The organism is Puniceicoccaceae bacterium, assembly GCA_040224245.1.
Lineage (GTDB): Bacteria > Verrucomicrobiota > Verrucomicrobiia > Opitutales > JAFGAQ01 > JAKSBQ01.
In genome coordinates this window covers 111069-132530 of the sequence record JBEGIR010000026.1, presented here as the reverse complement: position 1 = coordinate 132530, position 21462 = coordinate 111069, and the positions used below count along the sequence as shown (strand labels likewise).

20 protein-coding genes and 1 tRNA gene are annotated in these 21462 nt (G+C 54.9%); 14 read left to right on the top strand and 7 right to left on the bottom strand.

Features of this window, described 5'->3' with window-relative positions:
• Nucleotides 1–26 precede the first annotated feature (26 nt).
• Nucleotides 27–761 carry an SDR family NAD(P)-dependent oxidoreductase gene (locus tag ABQ298_04705; GenBank protein MEQ9823664.1) on the bottom strand — a complete coding sequence of 245 codons (735 nt, stop codon included), beginning with the start codon at nucleotides 759–761 and terminating at the stop codon, nucleotides 27–29.
• An 83-nt stretch (nucleotides 762–844) separates the two neighbouring features.
• Between ABQ298_04705 and ABQ298_04700 the strand changes: the two genes are divergently transcribed.
• From ABQ298_04700 to ABQ298_04690, 3 genes are all read left to right on the top strand, one after another.
• The gene (locus ABQ298_04700; protein MEQ9823663.1) at nucleotides 845–1384 is read left to right on the top strand and encodes a Crp/Fnr family transcriptional regulator; all 540 of its coding nucleotides are present in this window, start codon (nucleotides 845–847) and stop codon (nucleotides 1382–1384) included.
• 169 nt (nucleotides 1385–1553) lie between these two features.
• The gene (locus tag ABQ298_04695) at nucleotides 1554–2588 is read left to right on the top strand and encodes a family 43 glycosylhydrolase (protein MEQ9823662.1); all 1035 of its coding nucleotides are present in this window, start codon (nucleotides 1554–1556) and stop codon (nucleotides 2586–2588) included.
• A gap of 157 nt (nucleotides 2589–2745) precedes the next feature.
• Nucleotides 2746–2822: transfer RNA gene (locus tag ABQ298_04690), tRNA-Val, on the top strand.
• A 48-nt stretch (nucleotides 2823–2870) separates the two neighbouring features.
• Here the strand turns inward: ABQ298_04690 and betT are convergent.
• A complete protein-coding gene (gene betT / locus ABQ298_04685; protein MEQ9823661.1) occupies nucleotides 2871–4871 on the bottom strand; it encodes a choline BCCT transporter BetT in 2001 nt (666 codons plus the stop codon).
• A 318-nt stretch (nucleotides 4872–5189) separates the two neighbouring features.
• Here betT and ABQ298_04680 point away from each other — a divergent pair, with 318 nt between their 5' ends.
• A complete protein-coding gene (locus tag ABQ298_04680) occupies nucleotides 5190–7361 on the top strand; it encodes a TonB-dependent receptor (protein MEQ9823660.1) in 2172 nt (723 codons plus the stop codon).
• 52 nt (nucleotides 7362–7413) lie between these two features.
• Nucleotides 7414–8523: a PepSY-associated TM helix domain-containing protein gene (locus ABQ298_04675; GenBank protein ID MEQ9823659.1), complete on the top strand. Its 1110-nt coding sequence runs from the start codon at nucleotides 7414–7416 to the stop codon at nucleotides 8521–8523.
• A gap of 76 nt (nucleotides 8524–8599) precedes the next feature.
• Here ABQ298_04675 and ABQ298_04670 read toward each other — a convergent pair whose 3' ends face one another.
• Nucleotides 8600–10519, bottom strand: coding sequence for a right-handed parallel beta-helix repeat-containing protein (locus ABQ298_04670; protein ID MEQ9823658.1), 1920 nt, complete (start codon nucleotides 10517–10519; stop codon nucleotides 8600–8602).
• A 296-nt stretch (nucleotides 10520–10815) separates the two neighbouring features.
• On the opposite strand from ABQ298_04670, the gene ABQ298_04665 reads away from it, so the two are divergent.
• Nucleotides 10816–11877, top strand: a complete 1062-nt coding sequence (locus tag ABQ298_04665; GenBank protein MEQ9823657.1) for an alkene reductase — start codon at nucleotides 10816–10818, stop codon at nucleotides 11875–11877.
• A gap of 259 nt (nucleotides 11878–12136) precedes the next feature.
• A complete protein-coding gene (locus ABQ298_04660) occupies nucleotides 12137–12640 on the top strand; it encodes a fasciclin domain-containing protein (protein ID MEQ9823656.1) in 504 nt (167 codons plus the stop codon).
• Between the two features lie 209 nt (nucleotides 12641–12849).
• On the opposite strand, the gene ABQ298_04655 is transcribed toward ABQ298_04660, so the two are convergent.
• The 4 genes from ABQ298_04655 to ABQ298_04640 all read right to left on the bottom strand — a co-directional run bounded on the left by ABQ298_04655 (nucleotide 12850) and on the right by ABQ298_04640 (nucleotide 16588).
• Entirely contained in the window at nucleotides 12850–13476 is a 627-nt protein-coding gene (locus tag ABQ298_04655; GenBank protein ID MEQ9823655.1) for an LUD domain-containing protein, read from the bottom strand.
• A gap of 33 nt (nucleotides 13477–13509) precedes the next feature.
• Complete coding sequence (locus tag ABQ298_04650; GenBank protein ID MEQ9823654.1) at nucleotides 13510–14907, bottom strand: LutB/LldF family L-lactate oxidation iron-sulfur protein; 1398 nt, start codon at nucleotides 14905–14907, stop codon at nucleotides 13510–13512.
• A gap of 4 nt (nucleotides 14908–14911) precedes the next feature.
• A complete protein-coding gene (locus tag ABQ298_04645) occupies nucleotides 14912–15679 on the bottom strand; it encodes a (Fe-S)-binding protein (protein ID MEQ9823653.1) in 768 nt (255 codons plus the stop codon).
• Between the two features lie 147 nt (nucleotides 15680–15826).
• A complete protein-coding gene (locus tag ABQ298_04640) occupies nucleotides 15827–16588 on the bottom strand; it encodes a DeoR/GlpR family DNA-binding transcription regulator (protein ID MEQ9823652.1) in 762 nt (253 codons plus the stop codon).
• Nucleotides 16589–16707: 119 nt separating this feature from the next.
• Between ABQ298_04640 and ABQ298_04635 the strand changes: the two genes are divergently transcribed.
• The 7 genes from ABQ298_04635 (at nucleotide 16708) to ABQ298_04605 (ending at nucleotide 21444) form a co-directional block, all read left to right on the top strand.
• A complete protein-coding gene (locus tag ABQ298_04635; protein ID MEQ9823651.1) occupies nucleotides 16708–17379 on the top strand; it encodes a phosphate propanoyltransferase in 672 nt (223 codons plus the stop codon).
• 65 nt (nucleotides 17380–17444) lie between these two features.
• Nucleotides 17445–17714 (top strand): BMC domain-containing protein, encoded by a 270-nt coding sequence (locus ABQ298_04630; GenBank protein MEQ9823650.1) that lies wholly within the window; start codon nucleotides 17445–17447, stop codon nucleotides 17712–17714.
• A gap of 45 nt (nucleotides 17715–17759) precedes the next feature.
• The gene (locus ABQ298_04625) at nucleotides 17760–18038 is read left to right on the top strand and encodes a BMC domain-containing protein (GenBank protein ID MEQ9823649.1); all 279 of its coding nucleotides are present in this window, start codon (nucleotides 17760–17762) and stop codon (nucleotides 18036–18038) included.
• Between the two features lie 56 nt (nucleotides 18039–18094).
• On the top strand, nucleotides 18095–19291 hold the full coding sequence (locus ABQ298_04620; protein MEQ9823648.1) for an acetate kinase: 1197 nt from the start codon (nucleotides 18095–18097) through the stop codon (nucleotides 19289–19291).
• Nucleotides 19292–19343: 52 nt separating this feature from the next.
• Nucleotides 19344–19646, top strand: a complete 303-nt coding sequence (locus tag ABQ298_04615) for a BMC domain-containing protein (GenBank protein ID MEQ9823647.1) — start codon at nucleotides 19344–19346, stop codon at nucleotides 19644–19646.
• Nucleotides 19647–19682: 36 nt separating this feature from the next.
• Entirely contained in the window at nucleotides 19683–20003 is a 321-nt protein-coding gene (locus ABQ298_04610) for a EutN/CcmL family microcompartment protein (protein ID MEQ9823646.1), read from the top strand.
• Nucleotides 19996–21444 carry an aldehyde dehydrogenase gene (locus tag ABQ298_04605; GenBank protein MEQ9823645.1) on the top strand — a complete coding sequence of 483 codons (1449 nt, stop codon included), beginning with the start codon at nucleotides 19996–19998 and terminating at the stop codon, nucleotides 21442–21444. The genes ABQ298_04610 and ABQ298_04605 overlap by 8 nt, the downstream gene beginning before the upstream one ends.
• Nucleotides 21445–21462: the final 18 nt, after the last annotated feature.

Genomic DNA, 21462 nt, shown 5'->3' with positions numbered 1-21462 from the left:
ACAGGACTAGCGCATGACACGTATTGTCAGGCCAGACGGGTGATTCGGAAGGCCAGGGACGGAGCGATCCGGTGGATCAAACGGAGGATACGCGCCTTTCCGAACGCGTATTCGCTACGGTCTTTATTGATGCCCGTAAGAATCTCTGCAGCCGCTTGGTTAGCAGGGATTTTCTTGCATTTCCGGCCTTCAGTCATCGGTGTGTCGATGATCGGCAAATAGGATTGAAGGACGCGAATCTGCGTTCCGCCCAGCTGGTAATTCAGAGAACGGGCAAGTGTCATCAATGCGGATTTTGTGGCACAGTATATGGCAGCACTGCGCTTGGGTGCAAAGGCCAAAGCGGAATTGATGAAAACCAGTCTGACCTCTTTGCCAGAGGAGGTGAGCATGGGAAGCAAGAGATGGATAAGGAGGCAAGTTGAGGTCAGGTTGACATTGATTTCTTCAACGATTTTCTCGGGCGTCAGAATTTTGTTTCCGAACCAATGGGAATGCTGGATTGCGGCATTAAAGAGAATCACATCTGGAATATGCTGACGGCTGAGTATCTCATCAGCCAGGTTTCGTACGGATTCGATGTCTGAGAGGTCACATTGAAGTGCTGTAATTTGAGGATGCTGTGACTTCAGGGATGCAAGCTTCTCCGACGACCGACCGACGGCAAAGACCGTATTTGCCGAACACAGCTGCTTGACGAGTTCGAGACCCACACCTGACGTGGACCCAGTGACCAGAATTGACTTGTTGATGAGTTTCATGGATGGATAATGTTGAGTGAGAGGTGAGTCTACCTCGGTGTGGCGTGCAGGTAATTTACCGAAGTTAAAATCAGTATCGAATCATGTTTCTTGGCTCATTTTTCGGTGAACATGGCAAAGCTCTGAAGATTCGAAATCGTGAATTTCTGACGCGCCAGGGAGAATGTGATACACGAGCATTCTGGTTAGAGTCGGGTTTATTGAAAGCGACCTATGTCACCGAGGATGGCAGAGAGTTTGTGAAATCCTTCTTTGAGGAAGGTTCGCTCCTGGGCAGTCTTCGTGCTCAGTTTGAAGGTATCCCCAACCCGTTTAGTCTTCAGGCTCTCGAGAACTGCAGCTTGTATGCTGTCGACATGCTGGCCCTTCGGCACAAAGCGGCATGCGATTTGACACTCTCGAATGCACTTCTCGAGGCAATGCTTGCCCTTGCAATCAAGAAGGAACGCCGAGAACTCGAATTCCTTACGTTGAGTGCAGAGGAGCGTTACGGTCAAATGATTCGCTGCAATCCGGGGTTGGTCCAGCGTATCACCCAAAATGATGTTGCGCGCTACCTCGGTATCACACCAGTTGCATTGAGTCGCATCCGCAATCGCATCCGATTCAAGGGTTTCAACTGACGAATGAAAAAGTCCGAAGGTTTCCGTTTGTCAGGCATCAATGGCGTGGGTGAACGGAAGTGGGGATCTGACTGTCGGGCATTTGATGGCTTGTGATAGGATGGAAGCCGTAGGATGTTCAATGCACGCACCCAGTTTTGTGCCACAAACCCAGTAACTTACGAATCCCATGACTCGATACCTGAATCTGCTTTTCCTGTTTCCACTGCTGTCGACAAGCCTTGTATTGCCTTGCACTGCGGTGTCTGACGCTAAGGTTGCGCCGAAGCCGCTCTATCGTGATCCGGTGTATGATGGGGCAGCGGATCCCGTGGTGATCTGGAACCCACATGAAGCGGCGTGGTGGATGTTTTATACCAACCGACGGGCAAATGTGGAAGGACTCAGCGGAGTTGCCTGGGTACACGGCTCGCACATTGGCATTGCAGAGTCACGCGACGGGGGAAGCACCTGGACCCACGTGGGAACCGCGAATATCGATGTGAGCGCGGTCAACCCGGATGATGGACTCACCTTTTGGGCACCGGATGTTTATACCGCACCGGATGGCAGCCACTACATGTTCTTGACCCTCGTGCCAGGCGTTTTTGAGACCTGGGATTATCCACGAAGCATGGTGCGACTGGAGAGTGAAGATCTGCGAAACTGGTCAAATGCGACGGAGATCGTGCTCTCATCGGATCGGGTGATCGATGCAGCAATTCTGCAGCTTGGACCGAAACACTGGCGCATGTGGTACAATGATGAGCGTGACGGGAAATCCATTTATTACGCGGACAGCGAGGATTTGCAGCATTGGACAGACCGAGGAAAAGCGGTTGGAGATCAGGCGGGTGAAGGTCCAAAGGTCTTTCGGTGGAAGGGATATTATTGGATGGTCGTGGACGTGTGGGACGGGCTTGGCGTCTACCGTTCTGACGATGCCACAACCTGGCTGCGTCAGCCAGAAAACCTGCTGAGAGAGCCGGGAGTCGGTGAAGATGATCGCGTGAAGGGAGGGCATCCTGATGTTGTGGTGCGGGAGGATCGTGCCTGGCTCTTCTATTTTGTGCATCCGGGGCGCACAGCGGACCAGACCCATTTTTCAGATGGAACCGAGCTTCGGCGCAGTTCGATTCAGGTGGTGGAACTGCAGCATGAAGAGGGTCAACTGCACTGCGACCGCAATGCCCCCACATACGTGGAACTGGGCCAGTCCGAGTGAGCGTCAGCCCTGCCATTTGTGGGGGGTCTATGCGAACTGGTAGCACCGGAGACTCAGGTCATGGATGAATGCGTTCCCTGCCCGATAAATTTCATTTCAGGGCTTGACGCACCCAGATTTCGTCAGTTTCATCCTCGTTTTCGCAAGTTGCGAATGAGGGCGATTAGCTCAGTTGGTTAGAGCGCCTGCTCGACACGCAGGAGGTCACTGATTCGAATTCAGTATCGCCCACCACCCTCCCGGAGTGGTGGGAACTTATCCTTTGATTCTTGGGTGAATTGTTTAGCGCACGGCATTGAGGAAATGCAAGTGACGCTCGTATTGATCGATGACATCGTGAATGACATCGGACTGGCTCCAGCCCATGATGTCATAGTCCTGTCCTCCCTCCTTGAAGTGCACCTCTGCACGATAGAACTTCAGGTTCTCCAGGCGCTTCTGGCGGGTGTCGCGCAGAACAAACGAAGGCGGCTCATAGCGTCGAGGACGAACCAGGTAGTAGAAATCAGTCTCCTCAGCGTGCAAGACCTCCACCCACAGTCTTCCGTCGTCACCTTTTTCCACACGGGCCTGTACGTTTTGTCCCTTCAACTCCTCGCGAACCTGTTCGAAGGCGGGACGGGCGACTTCCTCAAGAAAACGCTCAACCTCATCCCTGGAAGGATGGTGAACCATGGTGCGCAGGCGTGCCTTCCAGGATCGCTCAGGGTGCCCCATGCCCGGATGCACCCGTGCATCACGCAGGGTCGTGCGTTTGAGCGTTTCGATTCGAAGGGCACGCGCAAGTCCCCAGCACATGAGAATCATGACCACGGTGAACGGGAGCGCGCTGGCGATACTGGCGGTTTGTAGAGCGCCGAGACCCCCCGCGATCAGCAGTACGGCAGCGACCAGCCCTTCGGTGACCGCCCAGAAGATGCGCTGCCAGAGGGGGGATTCTTCTTTCCCTCCAGATGTGAGCATGTCCACAACCAGAGAACCGGAGTCTGAGGAAGTGACAAAAAACGTGACCACCAGCAAAGTGGCCAATAGGGAGGTTACACTTGAAAAGGGGAGCTGCTCAAAAAACCTGAATATCGCGACCGAAGAGTCGGCTGCAACTGCTTCCGTCAGTCCCTGGATGCCTTGAATCATGACCATGTGGATGGCGGTATCGCCAAAAAACGTCATCCACATGAATGTAAAGCCGACGGGCACAAATAGCACCCCAATCACGAACTCCCGTACAGTGCGCCCCTTGGAAACCCGTGCGATGAACATGCCCACAAAAGGGGACCAGGCGATCCACCAGCCCCAATAAAAGAGGGTCCATCCGCCAATCCAGCCAGTGGGTTCGTAGGCGTACAGGTTGAAGGTGGTCGCCATCAGTCCTGAAATGTAGTTGCCCGTGTTTTGCACAAAAGTTTGCAGCAGGAATACGGTGGGACCCGCAATCAGCACAAAGAGCAGCAGTGCGACTGCCAGGATGATGTTCAGCTCGGATATGCGGCGGATACCGGTATCGAGTCCGAGTCCGACAGAGAGGGTGGCGATGGCGGTGATGACTGCGATCAGCACAACCTGAACCGCGATCGACGTGGGTACGTCAAAAAGATAGTTGAGTCCTGAATTGACCTGGATGACCCCAAATCCGAGCGAAGTCGCGACACCGAAGATAGTGCCAAGCACGGCAAAGGTATCGACTGTGTGACCGATGGGACCGTAAATTTTTTCTCCGATCAACGGGTAAAATGCGGAACGGATGGTGAGTGGCAAATTGTGGCGAAACGCAAAATATGCGAGGGATAGCGCGACGATGGCGTAGATGGCCCAGGCGTGTACTCCCCAGTGAAAGAAGGTAATGCGCATGGCTTCCCGTGCGGCCTCGACTGTGGCCCCTTCGCCAACGGGAGGATAGACGTAGTGCATGATGGGTTCGGCAACTCCGAAAAACATGAGTCCGATGCCCATACCAGCGGAAAAAAGCATGGCAAACCACGAGAGGTAACTGTAGTCCGGCTCACTGTGGTCCAGACCGAGTTTAATGGTTCCGTAGGGTGAAAGCGCTAGGAAGATGACAAACACCAGAAATCCTGCGACTGAAAGGATGTAGAACCAGCCTGCAGATTCGACAACCCAGGATTGCACCTTTTCAAAGACAAACTCCGCCGATGTGGGGGAGAGGATTGTGTAGAGTACAAAGGCAAGCGTCAGGATAGCGGAGGCAAAGAAGACCGGTGGATTGATCACGATCCACGGTTTTTTCTCCGATGAATGTTCAGGTGGGGTGTCGGGTTGATGCATGGGCGAGTTGGGTTTGGGGTTGATTCAGACCCTGAGGGCCTGAAATGGAAGGTTAAGAGTTGCCGGGAAAACTCAATAAGGCTGTGTCGGCTTGTGCATCGGTTACACATGCAAATGAGATTCGCGGAAACCCGAAGCACATTACGCCGACAACGATTGGGATCAAACCGGAGCCTGAATTCGTGTGAAGGAGCAGGTGCAAACGCCCCTTGCTGGATCATAGTAGCACAAAAAATCCGTCTTGGGGTTATGCTTATCCCTCTGGGGGTGGTGCGGCGTGAGCAGATTGCGTAGAATTCCTCCTTTTGAGGAGAAGCTATGAAACAAAAGACGATGGGATCGGGCATGGCCTGGGTGTTGCTGACAGGAGGACTGACATCACTGCTGTACGCGGATGTGGATGAATCAGATCGCATCATCGATTTGGATGCGTTTCGGGTGGTGGCGAGTTCTGATGCATCGGCGGCGGGTCTTCCTGTTGCCTATGAAGGTGGGCAGGTCGGCAGTGGTTCCCGGGTGGGAATTTTGGGATCGATGGATTTCATGACAACACCCTTTGACGTGACCAGCTATACCCAGGAACTGATTGAACAACAGCAAGCGGCGAGCGTTGCGGAAGTGTTGCTGAATGATCCGTCGGTTCGCAATGCGAGGGGATTTGGCAATTTTCAGCAGCTTTACATGGTTCGCGGGTTACCGATCTATTCGGACGACATGGCCTACAACGGACTGTATGGACTACTGCCGCGGCAATACCTCGCGGCCGAACTGATTGAGCGCGTTGAAGTGCTGCGTGGAGCAAATGCGTTTCTGAATGGTGCTGCACCGGGTGGAAGTGGATTGGGAGGAGCCATCAACATCATGCCCAAGCGGGCACCCGCGGCTCCCTTAACGCGCGTGACGACGGGGGTGCAGAGCGGAGGGCAGCTCTATGGTGCGGTCGATGTGGGACGACGCCTGGCGCAGGAGCGCTGGGGTATGCGATTCAATGCTGCCGTGCGGGAAGGGGATTCCGCAGTTGATGGGGAATCGGTCAGCCTGCAGCTTGGGGTAGTGGGGCTGGACTATCGGGGTGAACGGATTCGGCTTTCGGCGGATCTGGGATACCAGCGACTCGAGCGTGATGCGGCCCAGCCGAACATCACGATTGGCAGTGGTCTTGAGATTCCGGATGCGCCGGATGCATCCCGATCTGTTGCCCAGCCCTGGACCTATTCGGACTCGACCGATGTATTTGCAACCCTGCGAGCTGAGTGGGATCTCAGCGAAAACATCACGGCATGGGCGGGTGCAGGCCTGCGTCGGGGAGAGGAGGACAACTCGTTCGCAAATCCGACGGTTTATGCAGCGGATGGAACGGGTTCCGCCTATCGATTTGACAATGTGCGTGAGGACGATGTGCTCACGGGGGAACTTGGCCTGCGCGGAAAGTTTGAAACCGGGTCGATTCTGCATCAGCTCGTCGTATCGGCTTCGGTTTATGAGCTGGAGTCGGACAATGCCTATGCCTTCTCGGATTTTGGTGGGTTTGCAATTTCGATTGATGAACCTGTGGCTGTTGCGGCACCGGAAGCGAATTTTTTTGTAGGGGGCGACATGAATGCACCCCTGAGAACGGAGCGCACGCGCACGCGAAGCCTGGCACTGGCCGACACGCTGTTGTGGTTTGAGGAGCGACTGCAGCTGACCTTGGGATTGCGTTCACAGCAGATTGAGACCTACAGCTACGACTACAACACAGGTGCGCAGTTGTCTTCGTATTCGGAGCAGGCAGTCACGCCAGTGCTGGGTGCAGTATGGCGTTTGGGGGAAGCCTATTCCATTTATGTCAACATGATCGAAGGCCTGGTTCGCGGTGACGTTGCGCCGTCGCAGTCAGGAGATACGGTGGTGGTCAATGCAGGCGAAGCACTGGATCCCTATGCGACGGAGCAGTGGGAAGTCGGACTGAAATTTGATTTTGCAAGGGTTGGCGGATCCTTGGGCTTGTATCAGAGTGAAAAACCCATCGCGGGTGTTGGCTCGGATGGGGTGTTTCGCGTATTGGATGACCAGCGTAACCGCGGCCTCAATCTGCAACTGTTTGGTGAACCCTTGAGTGGATTGCGCCTGTTGGGAGGACTGAGCCTCATTGATACGGATGTGAGCGGAAATGCATCGATTGGAGCACCGGAGACCCAGCTGAATATGGGAATGGAATGGGACCCCTCTTTCCTCGAAGGCTTCAGTTTTCAGGGACGCTGGATTTATACCTCTTCCCAGTGGGCTGACAGTGGCAATACGCAGAAGGTTCCATCGTGGGATCGACTGGACGTTGGTGTTCGCTATGTGTTCGAATGGAACAATGGATCGAGCATGACGCTTCGGGCGCGCGTCGAAAACATTTTTGATGAGAACTATTGGGCCTCTGCAGGTGGTTATCCCGGAGCCGGATACCTGACTGTCGGAGCGCCGCGCACCCTGTTATTTTCGGCAACGTTGGGATTCTAGTTAGCCGAGCAACTTGCAGCGAAAGCATCATCGACCAAGATTCCGTATGCGCATGAGTCGGCATCGCCTTCGCAGGGCATTGTGGAAGCTGCATTCAATCGCAGGATTGATATCTGCGGTCGGATTGCTCGTGATCGGCTTTACCGGCACGGTACTGGTGCTGCATGAAGACCTGGACCGTCTTTTTTTTCCGGAAGTCACCCGAGTGACTCCACTGCCGGAAGGAAAGCTGCCGTGGTCGGAGCGCGTGCGTGCGGTCGAGCAGGCGTTTCCGGAGCATGCGGTGACCGGATGGGCATTGCAGCGTGAGGATGATCGGGCGGCTGAGGGTGTGTATGTCATGCCGTGGGGCACGCGCGAGTGGCGTTATTTGACGATGGATCCCTACACGGGAGACATACTCAGTGAACCAGTTCATGCGGATGCAACATTCAAGCACTGGATCCTGGATTTGCACTCGGTGCTGCTGATGGATCATGTGGGCATGGCATTGTCCGGATTGCTGGGTGTTCTGTTGTGCTTTTTGGGACTGTCCGGCCTGTGGATTTACCGACGGTTCTGGAAGATGATCTTCACGCTGCGGTGGAAAGGAGGGGCCCGATTGCTGTGGGGCAACGTGCATCGACTGACGGGAGTGCTGTCAGTGGGTACAAATCTGTTGCTCGGAGCGACAGGTGCCTATTGGAATTTGACCCATCTGGTCGAAGAGTGGCTGCACCCACACCACGATCCGGCTGATGAAGCAATCTTTCATGAGAAGCTTTATCCGGATGATTTTCCGCTCGATGAGATGCTGGCGAACACCGATCAGCACATTGCTGGGTTTGAGGCTCACTATGTATCGATGCCCTGGGCAAAGGACGGGCAATTCACCCTGTGGGGACGACACAGAGAGGCGGGTTGGTTTCGCAGTCTGTACGGTTCGCAGATTTCCCTCTCCGCAAACGATGCAACCGTATTGCACGTAAATGATTTGCGGAAAGCATCCTGGTGGGCGCAGGTTAAGGACAGCTTTGAACCGCTGCATTTCGGGGATTTTGGGGGTCCACTGGTCAAACTGATCTACGCACTGGCCGGATTGGCTCCGGGAGTATTGGCGGTCAGCGGGATTGCGATCTGGTGGAAGCGCCGAACGGTTACTCCGCAGATGAAGGCGGGTTGAACGCATGCGAAGAGAAATGCGGAAGGAACAGGAACGCTCCTCCCGCATTCATGATCGGGTCCGTTTTGGTCGACGATCAGTTCGACTTTACGGGAAAAGCGCCGATGTGCGTGACTTCAGAATCCATCGAAGCGGCAGTTGCTGCCGATTCCGGGATGGGCAGTGGCTCGCCCATTCCATGCATGGATGTCAGTTCAAATCGCTTGAGGGGAAGCGAAACCAGTGGAAGTGCTGGGTATGAATCGAGTTGGACACCCTTGTCTTCATAGCCCGCAATCGAGCTGCGGATCTCTTGGACGGAGGTCAGTGGGTTGACGCAGGACTGTTCCTGTTTTTGGTTCAGCATCAGAAGGGGTGCACCTGAGCGGCTGTGCTGAGCGTAGGCATTGGCGTCAAGGGTTTCCAGTGACGGTGTGGTCAGACGGTCGCACATGGCCTCGGGTTGCCAGGCGAGCACCAGGGGACGCTCGAAAGAGGGTTCGCCGATCAGCAGGTTGTTGAAAAAATGGTGTCCATCGCGCTCATCCACTCCGGGTCCTGTGGTCACGTGCCAGCCGAAATGGTCGGCCCCATCGCCCCTGGCGTCACGGGCAAACACGGCCATGCTGTTGATGAAGGTATTGTTGAACACGTGCGAATCGCTTGCGTTGAGAATCAGTATGCCATGGTCGTTGTTGACAAACACATTGCCAGCCACGGTTGCCCCCGATGAGATTTCGTAAAACAGAGCATTCTGGCTGGGCCAGACATGGGTATTGGGTGCGGGTCCGTCTACAAAACCGATGTTTTCAAACCAGTTATTGGTGATGACACCGTCGATGTTGCCCACATCATACCAGATCCCATTGGAGTAGGGCAGGTCGATCACGAGATTGTCATTGCAGCGCACACGACGGGTCTGGTTGAAAATCTTCACGGCTGCTGGATAATAACCTGCGATCTGCTCCACATTGTTGCGAGTGAAGATGTTCTTCTCGAGCAGCACATCGGATGACGAAAAGACATAAAGTCCCTCGGTACTGGTATCACTGATACGACAGTGACGCATGGTGAAGCCATCGCCAAAGACAAACACGCCCACGCGCCCGGCATGAGTGAAGGAGCAATGTTCCAGTGTGGTCTGCACGATCACTTTTCCGATTTCCGACTCGTCGACCTTTTTCTCGGGAAAGTACCCATCGACATTGAGAATGTGAAAGGCGTATTGGGAAAAGTGAATGCCGCGGATGGTGGGACCCTTTCCAGAGGGTGCCTTGCCGTGCTCTTCCTGTGAACTGATGGTGAGTCCGCGGTTGAATGCCGTGATCTCGACTTTGCGGTCTGTCGGGTCGGTTGCCAGATAGATTTTCTTTTTTTCGTAGTCGATGTAGAAGGTGTCCTCGCTGAGACCCTCGAACCAGTCTGTGGACTGAAGCATGTTGCCATCGATGAAAAGCATGTCGTTGTTGAACTTGTGCAGACGGGTCTGTCTTCCGGCTGAAGCAGACCTCCACCAACTGTCGGGCTGGGAGGGAAAGAGGTGATCCCACTCAACTGCCCAAAGTGCCGGAAAGCGGTGCTTGTAAGCATCTGGAACCTGATCGACCCATTCGGTGGCAGGAAGGGTGCCTTTGACGATGGGAACTTCGTCACGGTAAGGTTGCATGAGGATGCTCTGATTGAGACGCAGGTCTCCGGTGCGGTACACTCCACCTCGCAACAGAATAGCGTCACCATTGACGACCCTGGCGATGGCAGACTCGATACTGGTGGGTGACTGGATATCGGTTCCACTTGCGTCAGCGCTTCCGTCGGGTGCGACGTAGTAGATTGTTCCGGCGATCTCAGGAACGGCATAGTCCATTGGCTGCGGGCCATAGGGACCTCCGGAAGGTTGAGTATGGGCCTGGGGGGCGAGCAGCATCAGTACAGCGATGAGGCTGGCGGGAGTTTTCCAGTTGAGCGTGAGCTTTGCATGGCTCCGCTTCCCCGTTGGTTTCAGGGTTGATGATTTCATAGGCACAATTCTGACTGATCGTCAGTGAATGTCTGGGTGGTGAACGATCCGTCCGCCCAGCTGTTGCTGAAGCGGCGGGTGGGATAACTGTGGGGGAGAAGGGAGAATTAATAGATTCCACAGGTGCATCAAAAGGTCAATGCTTGCCTGGAATTCAGGCACGCAAAAAAAAGAGTTTCAGGGAATTTCAGAACGATGGCCGCAAAAGAGGGTACCGCACTCGAAATCCATTACGGGAATTCGTGATCTGCACTTGCAGGAGTGCAACACATGGACATCGGTGTTGGCATATGTCTATGCAACATCCATCGCTGTTCGAACCCTTGCAGGTCGGATCTCTTCACTTGCCCAATCGTGTGGTGCTCTCGCCGCTGACACGATGCCGCGCTTCGGCTGGGCGCGTACCCAATGCGCTCATGCAGGAGTATTACTGCCAGCGTGCGTCTGCGGGGCTGCTGATCACAGAGGCTACGGCGGTGGACCCGATGGGAGTCGGTTATCCTGATACTCCCGGGATCTGGAGCGAGGCGCAGGTGGAAGGTTGGCGTAAGATCACGGATGCAGTACATGCAAAGGGAGGCAGAATCGTCTGCCAACTCTGGCACGTAGGGCGCATCTCACATCCGATGTACCTCGATGGTGCGGCACCCGTGGCTCCAAGTGCGATTGCGGCTGAGGGGCATGTAAGCGGTGTTCGCCCGCTCACCTCCTTCCCCGTGCCAAGAGCGTTGGAAATCTCAGAGATTCCGGGTATTGTGGAACAGTACCGTCGTGGGGCTCATTTGGCGAAGGAAGCGGGCTTTGATGGGATTGAAATTCATGGTGCCAACGGCTACCTGATTGACCAATTTCTGCACGAGAAAAGCAATCAGCGCACGGATGCTTACGGTGGAAGCATCGAGAACCGCTCGCGCTTCCTTCTGGAAGTAACTGATGCATGTGTTTCCGTTTGGGGGGCGGATCGCGTTGGAATGCACCTTGCACCGCGCGCAGATGCGCACGATGTGGGAGGTGGAAATCTGGAGCAGTTGTTTACGCATGTGGTTCGCGAATTGGCCCAGCGACGAATTGCCTTTGTCTGCGCGCGCGAACCCTACGATGCGACGGCAATCGGTCCCAAACTCAAGGAGAGCTTCGGCGGGGTGTACATCGCGAATCAGGGCTTTACTGGTGCGTCGGCGAATGAAGCCATTGCACAGGGCAAGGCCGATGCCGTCGCCTTTGGCAATCTCTACATTGCCAACCCGGATCTGCCTGAGCGTCTGCAAGCAGGTTGGCCCTTGAATGAGCCTGATCCGGATACCTATTACGGAGGAGATGAGCACGGCTACACCGATTATCCGGTGTACAAAGCGTGAATCGCGGACGCGCATCGCGCATTCTTGTTCGAAATGCTGTTCTACAAAGCCCGGTTGTGACACAACCGGGCTTTCTCATTGACAGTTTGGTATCTAAGTTTTGTAGAGAAATTTTGTGTCATGGATGTTTTATCCAAAATAAAATTTAGAGAAAATATCTAAAAAATTAGATTTTCATTTGCAAATTTAGATTTCTATGAGAATTTGATGATGTAATTTCAATTAAATCTCATCAGCAATCATCAAAGGAAATCATCTTATGAAACTGAAAACCATCCTTGCTCTCGTATCTGCCACGGCTTTGCTCGGGGCTTCAATCGCACATGCCGGTTCGTACGGTAAATCGTCCTCGAAGAAGGACATTGTTGACACGGCGGTCAGTGCTGGTGGATTCAGCACACTGGTTGCCGCAGTGCAGGCTGCGGGTCTGGTGGACACCTTGAAGGGGAAGGGTCCCTTTACGGTATTTGCACCGACTGACGAAGCCTTTGCGGCTCTTCCTGCCGGAACACTTGAAAGCCTGCTCAAGCCTGAGAACAAAGACAAGCTGGTCGGAATTCTGACCTATCACGTCGTTCCTGGCAAAGTGATGGCTGCGGATGTGAAGAACATGGAAGCCACTACGGTGAATGGACAAACTGCGACGGTAGTGGTTTCCGGATCGGGTGTTCAGATTGAGGGAGCCAATGTGGTCAAGACTGACATCAAGACTTCGAATGGCGTGATCCATGTCATCGACAAGGTCATGCTGCCGGGTGCCTGAAACATGACTTTCCAGGTCCCTTATTGCTAACGGACATTTGGGAGAGATATATGGGTGAGCCGGATTCGGGAGCTGTTCTCGGATCCGGCTCTTTTGATTGCGAATCGTAAACTCCTTGGGAGTGGTTTTGAGCAAGTTGTGCCGGAAGGTACGGAAACGCAGTGCTCGAGTTCAGCGTCTGAGGTTGGGGTCCAACATTGCAATGCGCTTCAGGATTTCCAGCAGATTTGACGACCGGGTCCGTGAACTCCTTCAATGAGAATGCCCTCCACATCAGCGGTTTTCGACGGTCCGGTGACGAAGACAACATAGGGATCGTCGCCGAGGTCCATGATGGCATCGAGCAGTGTCGCATAGCGTTGTGTGGACTCATCCAGCACAGCAATGTGAATCCATGGTGCCAGTGCTCCGAGCCGGCTGGGGGTGGAGTGTTCCTTGAGCACGATGGAGCCTGTCTCCGCGATGATGCCTGCAGCGCGAGTTATGCCGAACGCATAGGAATCGATGCGGGAGGCGTCCAGTTCCGTTTCGCAACTGATGCCAGCGCGTTGCAGCAGTGGTGAGACGGATGGGTGCAGTTCTGGAGCCAGATAACCATGGCCTGCTTCAGCCTGCTGAAGTAATGCTGCAAGTGCTTCGAATGACTCTACGGTTTCACCGTGTACGGCCTCAAAATGCTGCTTAAAGCACTGCCAGAGTTGGGTGGGGTCATGCAAAGCGGGCTGCTGGTTGGATTGCAGTGCGGATGCATCCCAGTCCGGAAGCGCGGTTCGGGGTGCATCATCGGGCATCGCAGTAGCTTTGCGAATCGGATCAAAAAAGGCGTTGGCGTCCATGGTGTGTGCTTTTTTCGGTAAGTGTTCGCAGGATCAGTCCTGTTTTCGTGACTCGTGCCACTTGCGGAATTTTCCACCGCGGAACGGGGGCAGGGTGCGGGCCTGAGTCCAGGCCTGCACTGCGGGAACGGGTACCAGTTTCATCGGAATGTAGTCCATGGCCTTGCCGGTCGCCAAGGTGGTCTTCCAGAGTGCCGGACTTGAGCAGAGCATCGCCCAGGGACCCATTGGTGGAGTGCCGGCGGATGCTTTGGGCAGGTGCTCCTGTTTGGCCTTGTTGCGATGGCGCAGCAGCAGTTCGGGTAGTGGAATATCGACCGGGCAGACCTCATTGCAGGCTCCGCAGAGGCTGGACGCCTTGGGAAGATCTGCAAATTCGGGATAGCGCTTGCCTGCAAGCAGTGGGCTGAGCACTGCTCCGACCGGACCCGGGTAAACGGCACGGTAGGCATGACCGCTCGACTGACGGTAGATCGGACAAACGTTGAGGCAGGCTCCGCAGCGGATGCAGCGAAGGATGGAGCGAAACTCTCCGGCTAGGATATCGCTGCGTCCGTTGTCGAGGAAGACCACGTGCAGGGATTCGGGTCCATCCGGCTGGTTTTCCGCCTTGGGGGCGTTGAGGAATTGGGTGTAAACGGTTAATTGTTGACCGGTGGCTGAACGTGCGAGCAGATTGAGGAAGAGTGAAAGATCCTTGTCGCGTGGTACCAGTTTTTCGATACCAACCAACACGATTTGGGTGCGATTGGCGCTGATGGAGAAGCGCGCATTGCCCTCATTGGTGACCAGGACGATGCGGCCACTCTCTGCAGAAACAAAATTGGCGCCCGTCAGGCCGACCTCGGCGTCGAGGTATTTTTGTCGCAGGTAGCTGCGAGCGCGACGGGTGATGGTGGTGGGGTCGTCATTGTATTCTCCGAGACCCTTTTTCTCAAAAGTCGTTGCGATCTGTCGCCGGTTCTTGTGCACAATCGGGGTGACAATGTGGGACGGCATATCTTCGTCGAGTTGAACGATGAATTCGCCGAGGTCGCTCTCGATACTCTCGCATCCATGTTTTTCGAGATAGGCATTGAGGTGAATTTCCTCACTGACCATGCTCTTGGACTTGATGAGGCGGGTGGCTCCGATGGACTGGAGGATCCCCAGGATCGTGGCATTGGCTTGCTCACCATCTTTGGCGTAGTGTACCTTGGCACCCTTTCCCTCCAGCTGCCGGATGGCGGATTCCAGATAGGTTGGAAGATTTTCCAGGGTGTGTTGTTTGATCTGTCCGGCGAGTTTGCGCAGGTGGTCAGGTGTGGAAAAGCTGGATTGAAGGGAGCTGAGCCGTTTGTCGTATTTGGCCTTACTGGAGCTGTAGACGGATTCCTTGACCTCGGCGGGAAGATCGCGGGTGAAGGCATCGATGGGCTGGTAGGTTTTCATGAGCTTAGCGGGAGTTGGCATTGCGGAGTGACTGCATCAGGATCTCGGCGACATGCAGTTTGTGGATGGGACGCTTTTGTTTTTCTGCCAAACCGGAGAGGTGCAGCATGCAGGCCATGTCGACGGCACCGATCACATCGGGTTTCACCGCAGTGAGCTTGTCGAGCTTGAGCGTGCCCATGGCGGCGGAGGTATTGGGGTAGGCGACGGAAAACGTTCCACCAAAACCGCAGCACTGTTCGGATTCGTCAAATTCGAGCACCTCCAGTCCCTCAATGGAAGTGAGTAATTTTACGGCTGCGGCATAAGTGTCGGAGCCGCGGGTGTGGCAGGAGCGGTGCAGACTGATTTTCCCCTCGAAACGACCGGGCCACTGATCGATTCCAAGACCATTCACCAGAAAATCACAGAGTTCCCAGGTGCGACTGGCGAAGCTGGCAACCGCTTCACGCAGCTCAGCCGCTTCCTTCTCGAATGAGAGTTCGTAACCATGGAACACCATGTGGGCGCACGATCCCGAAGGAATGATGATGGGACTGTCGCCCTCGAAGGCATTCAGGGTATGGCGGACCACCTTGCGCGCGGCATCCCAGTCTCCCGCATTGAAGGCGGGCTGTCCGCAACAGGTTTGTGCGGGAGGCACTGTCACTGTGCAGCCGACCTCTTCGAGCACCTCAACCGATGCGCGTGCGACCTCATCATAAAAGGTGTCGCAAAGACAGGTGATCATGAATTGCACGTTTTTGCTGACCGTTCGTTGTGTCGGGATCATGGATTTGAAATGCAGGGTTGAACAATGGCTAAGGTTCAATAGTGCACGCGACCATTGGGGTGATGGACCTGCGTGTTTGCGGGTGGGATTGTTGGGTTCAATATAGTCGAAAGTTTGGTGCTTTCACGAAGCATCATTTCTGACAGTTCACTCTGCCCTCCGGATGTCGATTCCCTCGTCTTCGAGTTGGTCGAGCAACGGATGATCGGCCTCACAACAGGTGACCAAGGTGTCGATGGCCTGACAGCGGGAAAAAAAGTAAGTGGAGTTGACTCCGAACTTGCTCGGATCGGCAAGGAAGATGACGGAGCCGCTGCGCGGGATGATCATCTCCTTGATATAGGCCTGCGCCTCGTTGATTTCACTGATACCGCGCAATTCGTCGATACCGTTTCCTGAGAAGAAGACCTTGTCTACGCGATAGCGCCTCAGCGTGGCAATTGCGGCTGGACCCACATAGGATTGCGAGGCGCGATCAAGCACTCCGCCGGAATGGATGAGTTCAATGTCCGGATGTTGCGCCAGTTCCTGAGCAACCAGTGAAGAGTGGGTCATGACAACCAGCTTGAGATTGGGAATGAGGCGGGCGAGCTGGAGTGCAGTCGAACTGGCATCAATGAAAATGCGGTCTCCGGGTTCGATCAGTGACAGGGCAGTGCGTGCGATGCGCTGCTTGGCCTCCATGTTCTGCACACGACGTTCCTCAAAGGTGCGGTCACGGACTTGGGTCTGGGGTTTGATCGCTCCTCCGTGGGTGCGCTGAACGAGATTGTCCTTTTCCAGTTTTTCGAGATCCCGACGGATGGTTTCGTCCGTGACCCTGAACTGGGAAGCGAGGTCAACCGTGCGAACGCTGCCCGTTGCGTCGAGTTGTTTCAGGATGAGCTTGTGTCGGTCTGCAGCCAGCATGGTTGTGTGGGAAAATGTTGGAATTTCTTCTAAAATCTGGTTTATTTGCTTGATTAGTCAAAGTAAAAGCACTTAAAACCCAAATAATACCACAATTTTCCAACACAAAACCGGAAAACATGCAAGTGATCCCCGACCGAATGATGATTGAGAAGTTGGTGCGTGAAAGTGTCTATCACCACCTGGGCAGGCCGCTGCCCGCACAGGCATCTGCGCCCAACCCACTTCTGGTCAACGTGAGTGCAAGGCACTGTCACCTGACTCAGGAAGCAGTGGAGGTTCTGTTCGGATCCGGACACCAGCTCACCCCGATGAAGTGGCTTTACCAGGAAGGGCAGTATGCGGCCCAGGAGTCGGTCACGCTGATTGGTCCTCGCAGTCGTGTGATCTCAAACCTGCGCATCCTTGGACCCTGTCGCGACATCAATCAGGTGGAGTTGGCCTACACGGATGCGCGTTCGCTGGGGTTTGATATCCCCGTGCGGCAGTCGGGTGACATTGCGGGTACACCTGGCTGCATGCTGATGGGACCCAAGGGATATTTTGAGATGAAGCAAGGCGTGATCCGGGCGGCGATCCATGTGCACATGTCCCCGGAAGATGCTGCGCATTATGGTGTGAAGGACAAAGACTTCATGAAACTCAAAGTTCACGGTGAGTGCGGAGTGACCTTTGACCGCCTGTTTGTCCGTGTGAAGCCGGAGTTTAAGCTCGAAGTGCACCTGGATACGGACGAAGGTAACGCCTGTGGCCTCGGTCCCGACTCCTATTGTGAGCTGCTCAAGTCCTGAATGCTCCGTTATCAACCCCTTTTTCAAACCCTAAACTTTCAGAAAAATAAACCCAGGTAAGCAATATGAGTGAATCAATCGGAATGATCGAAACCCGCGGATTTGTTGGCAGTGTTGAAGCCAGCGACGCGATGTCCAAAGCAGCTGGTGTGGAGTTGTTGAAACAAGTCCAGATCGGTGGAGGCTTTCTCACAGTCATCGTTAAAGGGGATGTGGGAAGCGTAAAAGCGGCGGTGGAAGCCGGCGCAGAAGCAGCCCAGAAAGTGGGTGAGCTTGTATCCTCCAATGTCATTGCCCGACCACACGGGGACATCCTGAAGCAATTCGGAGTCTGAGGCAGTAACTTTTTCCAAATCAAAACCTTTACGAAAGAAACGAATATGGCTTCACAAGCACTCGGAATGATTGAAACCAAGGGTCTCGTGACCCTGATCGAAGCTGCGGATGCAGCACTCAAGGCGGCAGACGTCACCATGACCGGCTGGGAAAAAGTCGGAAGCGGACTGGTCTGCGGACTTTTCACCGGTGATGTTGCATCGGTGAAAGCAGCTGTTGATGCGGGAGCGGAGGCAGGCAGTCGTGTCGGAGAAATCGTCGCTGTGCAGGTCATTGCGCGTCCGCATGACGATCTCGGAAAGCTCGGCAGCTTCATTGGATAAGGCATCAACTGGGAAAATACCCCTCTGCCTGTCGCTCGTACACACGTATTTCATCCATGCACATCCTGGTTGCAAACCTCGGTTCGACCTCCTTCAAATATCGCTTGTTTGAAGGGAATACGGACGCGCTCAAGCTGCTCACCAAGGGTGGGTACGAGCGGGTGGCCGACTATGCGGTGTGCATTCGGGATGCGCTTGCACAGATGCAATCCGAAGGGCACTTGACGGGACCGGAGGCCATTGATGCGGTGGGATTTAAGACGGTGCTCGGTTTTGAGGTCACGGGTTGTGTGGCTGCTGATGCGCATGTGATTGCAGACCTGCGCAAATCAGCACCGCTTGCACCAGCGCACAATCCGGCCTATGCCAACGGGATTGAGCAATTTGCCAGGGCGCTGCCCCGCGCGCGACTGGTAGCATTGTATGAAACCGCATTTTATCAGTGGGCCATTCCTGCGAGTCGGCACTACGCGGTACCGGAGAGTTGGGAGGCGATTGGCGTGCGGCGTCATGGATTTCATGGAGCGAGCCACAAGTATATTGCCGAACGTTCTGCACAACTGATGGGGCGTGACGATGTGGCACAGCGCGTGCAGAATCTGTATCATGGTGAACTTGCACCAGTGGCGGACTCGCCACTACGGGTTGTTTCCTGTCACTTGGGCGGAAGCAGCTCGGTCACGGGAATTCTCAATGGCTGTGCGATCGACACGAGTATGGGACTGAGTCCCCAGAGTGGATTGCCGCAGAATAACCGAGTGGGCGAACTGGACTCCATGGCGGCCACTTATGTGATGAAGACGCTGGGGCTGAGCATGGAAGAAGTGGAACTCCAGCTGACCCGGGAGTCGGGACTGCTGGGACTTTCGGGGGTGAGCAATGATGTGCGGGACATCTGGGAACACGCTTCGAACGGACATGCACGAGCGCGCCTTGCGATGGATTCCCTGGTCTACAGTATTCGCAGCTACCTCGGAGCCTACGCCTTTCAGATGGGCGGGTTGGATGCGCTGGTCTTTACCGCGGGCATCGGGGAAAATGCCGACTTCCTGAGAGCGGCAGTCTGTGAAGGACTTGAGGCATATGGAATACGGCTCGATGCGCGGCGCAACGCGGAGGTGCGGGGAGTGGAAGCCTGCATCAGTCAAAGCGACAGTCCTGTGAAAGTTTTTGTGATACCCGCGAATGAGGAACTCGTAGTGGCGCGCGAAACTGCAAGATTTTTGGGTTCCAACCCACCTAAACCTGCCTGATGAGGATCCCCGGATGGCAGAATCCCTTTCAAAAACCAAACCAAGGAAAAACATGCAACAAGCAATTGGACTTCTCGAAACCAAAGGTATGTCAGCGCTGATCATTGGCACTGATGCGATGCTCAAGGCTGCTGACGTTGAAGTAGTCGGCCCCATGAAAAACGTGGGAAGCGCGATGGTCAGTGTCACCGTTTCTGGCAACGTCGCTGCGGTCAAGGCTGCGATAGATGCGGGAGTGGAAGCCGCGCAGGCAATCGGTGAGGTGCTCAGTGCACATGTGATTGCGCGTCCCAGTGATGGCATCGCTACGGTGTTGCCCAAAGCCAGTGCTGCGCGCAAGCCCGCTGCGAAATAACCCCGAACGCGATTCGGCAACGAATCCGCACAAAACATGTTTGTAGCCAAAGTCATAGGCCAGGTGGTTGCTACCAAGAAGGAGTCCAGCCTTCAGGGCAGGCGCCTGGTGATGCTCCGTCCGCTATTGGTGGACCCGGCAGACCCCGCCAAGTTCAGGGATGGGGCAAATACAATCGTCGCGGTGGACACGATGGGAGCGGGAACGGGCGAAGTGGTGCTGTTTGTTCAAGGCAGTTCTGCCCGCCAGGTGACTGGACTCAAAGGGGTTCCCGTGGATGCGTCCGTGGTCGGCATTGTCGACTCCGTGAAGGTTCTCGGCAAATCAACTTATCAAAGTAGTTCTTCGAATGGATAAACAACTCATTTCAACCGTGGTTGCAGAAGTGCTTGCCAAGTTGCAGGAAAGTGGAAGCACAGCGGCATCCAAGCCTGCAGCACCAACGGTTCGCACGACCTCAGCCCGCCGCAGGGGCGTCTTTGAAACGGCCGCCGAAGCGGCCGCAGCAGCGGCTAAAGGGCAGTCCCAGCTTCGGGCAAAAGGCATTGCCGCACGAGTGGAGATTGTCAATCTCGTCAAGCAGATCTGCGAGAGCAAAGCGGTTGAGTGGGGGAAACTGGAGTTTGCGGAAACAGGCATAGGCCGCCTCGACCACAAGATTGAAAAACTTCAGATTGTGAAGCTGGTGCCGGGCATCGAGTGGTTGGCACCGAACGGACTTAGCGGAGACCACGGCATCACGCTCGAAGAGTATGCACCCTTTGGTGTGATTGCGGGCATCACGCCCGTGACGCATTCGATTCCCACGATAGCGGGCAACATCGTGAGCATGGTATCTGCGGGCAATGGCATTGTTTTCAACGCACACCCCGGAGGAGCGGGCTGCGCTGCGGAGGCAATTGCGTTTATCAATGATGCGATCTTTCACAAAACCGGAATTGAGAACCTGGTTACGATCATCGAAAAGCCCTCAATTGAATCCTTTAACGAGCTGTGTGCTTCGGACAATATCGACCTGCTCTGCATCACAGGTGGACCGGCTGTGGTGGCGGCTGCGATGAAGAGCGGCAAGCGGGCGATCTGCGCGGGACCTGGCAACCCACCAGTGGTGGTTGATGAGTCGGCGGATCTGGATCTTGCGGCGCGCTGCATCATACAGGGTGGTGGGTATGACAACAACCTGCTTTGCATTGGTGAAAAGCAAGTGATCGTCGTGGACAAGGTGTATCGCGAGTTTTTGCAGGCCTTCCAGCGCGCGGGGGCACACTTGCTCAAACCGGAGCAAATGAGTCGTCTGGCAGGAGAAGTGTTTACTTACCGCGAAGACGGAGGCGGATGTTCGCACCCTGTGCTCAACCGGGACTACGTGGGCAAGGACGCGACAGTGCTGGCAAAGGTTGCTGGAGCAAGTTGTCCCGACTCGACCGAAGTATTGTTTGCCGAGTGCTCGATGGAGTGCCCCTTTGTGCAGGAGGAACAGATGATGCCAGTGATCCCGGTTGTGCGTGCACGGGACGTGAATGAAGCCATTGAGTTCGCCTATCAGAGTGAGCATCAGTATCGGCATTCCGCGATCATGCACTCCAAAAATCTGGACAACCTGACGCAGATGGGGCGTCGCATGGATTGCACGCTCTTTGTGAAGAATGGACCCAGCGTTGCCGGCCTTGGACTCGGTGGAGAGGGCTATCTCAACTACTCGATCGCAACGACGACTGGGGAGGGAATCGTCACCACCCTGACCTTCACGCGCAAGCGCCGCTGTGTGATGGTGGACCAGTTGAACATCATCGCCTGATTGAAACCAAACCGGAAC

Coding starts and splice junctions, on each gene's coding strand:
- ABQ298_04680 (MEQ9823660.1), top strand. CDS start 5,190: ATGAAACAAAAGACGATGGGATCGGGCATGGCCTGGGTGTTGCTGACA.
- ABQ298_04650 (MEQ9823654.1), bottom strand. CDS start 14,907: ATGAAAACCTACCAGCCCATCGATGCCTTCACCCGCGATCTTCCCGCC.
- betT (MEQ9823661.1), bottom strand. CDS start 4,871: ATGCATCAACCCGACACCCCACCTGAACATTCATCGGAGAAAAAACCG.
- ABQ298_04620 (MEQ9823648.1), top strand. CDS start 18,095: ATGCACATCCTGGTTGCAAACCTCGGTTCGACCTCCTTCAAATATCGC.
- ABQ298_04645 (MEQ9823653.1), bottom strand. CDS start 15,679: ATGATCCCGACACAACGAACGGTCAGCAAAAACGTGCAATTCATGATC.
- ABQ298_04700 (MEQ9823663.1), top strand. CDS start 845: ATGTTTCTTGGCTCATTTTTCGGTGAACATGGCAAAGCTCTGAAGATT.
- ABQ298_04695 (MEQ9823662.1), top strand. CDS start 1,554: ATGACTCGATACCTGAATCTGCTTTTCCTGTTTCCACTGCTGTCGACA.
- ABQ298_04660 (MEQ9823656.1), top strand. CDS start 12,137: ATGAAACTGAAAACCATCCTTGCTCTCGTATCTGCCACGGCTTTGCTC.
- ABQ298_04635 (MEQ9823651.1), top strand. CDS start 16,708: ATGCAAGTGATCCCCGACCGAATGATGATTGAGAAGTTGGTGCGTGAA.
- ABQ298_04675 (MEQ9823659.1), top strand. CDS start 7,414: ATGAGTCGGCATCGCCTTCGCAGGGCATTGTGGAAGCTGCATTCAATC.
- ABQ298_04705 (MEQ9823664.1), bottom strand. CDS start 761: ATGAAACTCATCAACAAGTCAATTCTGGTCACTGGGTCCACGTCAGGT.
- ABQ298_04610 (MEQ9823646.1), top strand. CDS start 19,683: ATGTTTGTAGCCAAAGTCATAGGCCAGGTGGTTGCTACCAAGAAGGAG.
- ABQ298_04615 (MEQ9823647.1), top strand. CDS start 19,344: ATGCAACAAGCAATTGGACTTCTCGAAACCAAAGGTATGTCAGCGCTG.
- ABQ298_04640 (MEQ9823652.1), bottom strand. CDS start 16,588: ATGCTGGCTGCAGACCGACACAAGCTCATCCTGAAACAACTCGACGCA.
- ABQ298_04665 (MEQ9823657.1), top strand. CDS start 10,816: ATGCAACATCCATCGCTGTTCGAACCCTTGCAGGTCGGATCTCTTCAC.
- ABQ298_04630 (MEQ9823650.1), top strand. CDS start 17,445: ATGAGTGAATCAATCGGAATGATCGAAACCCGCGGATTTGTTGGCAGT.
- ABQ298_04605 (MEQ9823645.1), top strand. CDS start 19,996: ATGGATAAACAACTCATTTCAACCGTGGTTGCAGAAGTGCTTGCCAAG.
- ABQ298_04625 (MEQ9823649.1), top strand. CDS start 17,760: ATGGCTTCACAAGCACTCGGAATGATTGAAACCAAGGGTCTCGTGACC.
- ABQ298_04670 (MEQ9823658.1), bottom strand. CDS start 10,519: ATGAAATCATCAACCCTGAAACCAACGGGGAAGCGGAGCCATGCAAAG.
- ABQ298_04655 (MEQ9823655.1), bottom strand. CDS start 13,476: ATGGACGCCAACGCCTTTTTTGATCCGATTCGCAAAGCTACTGCGATG.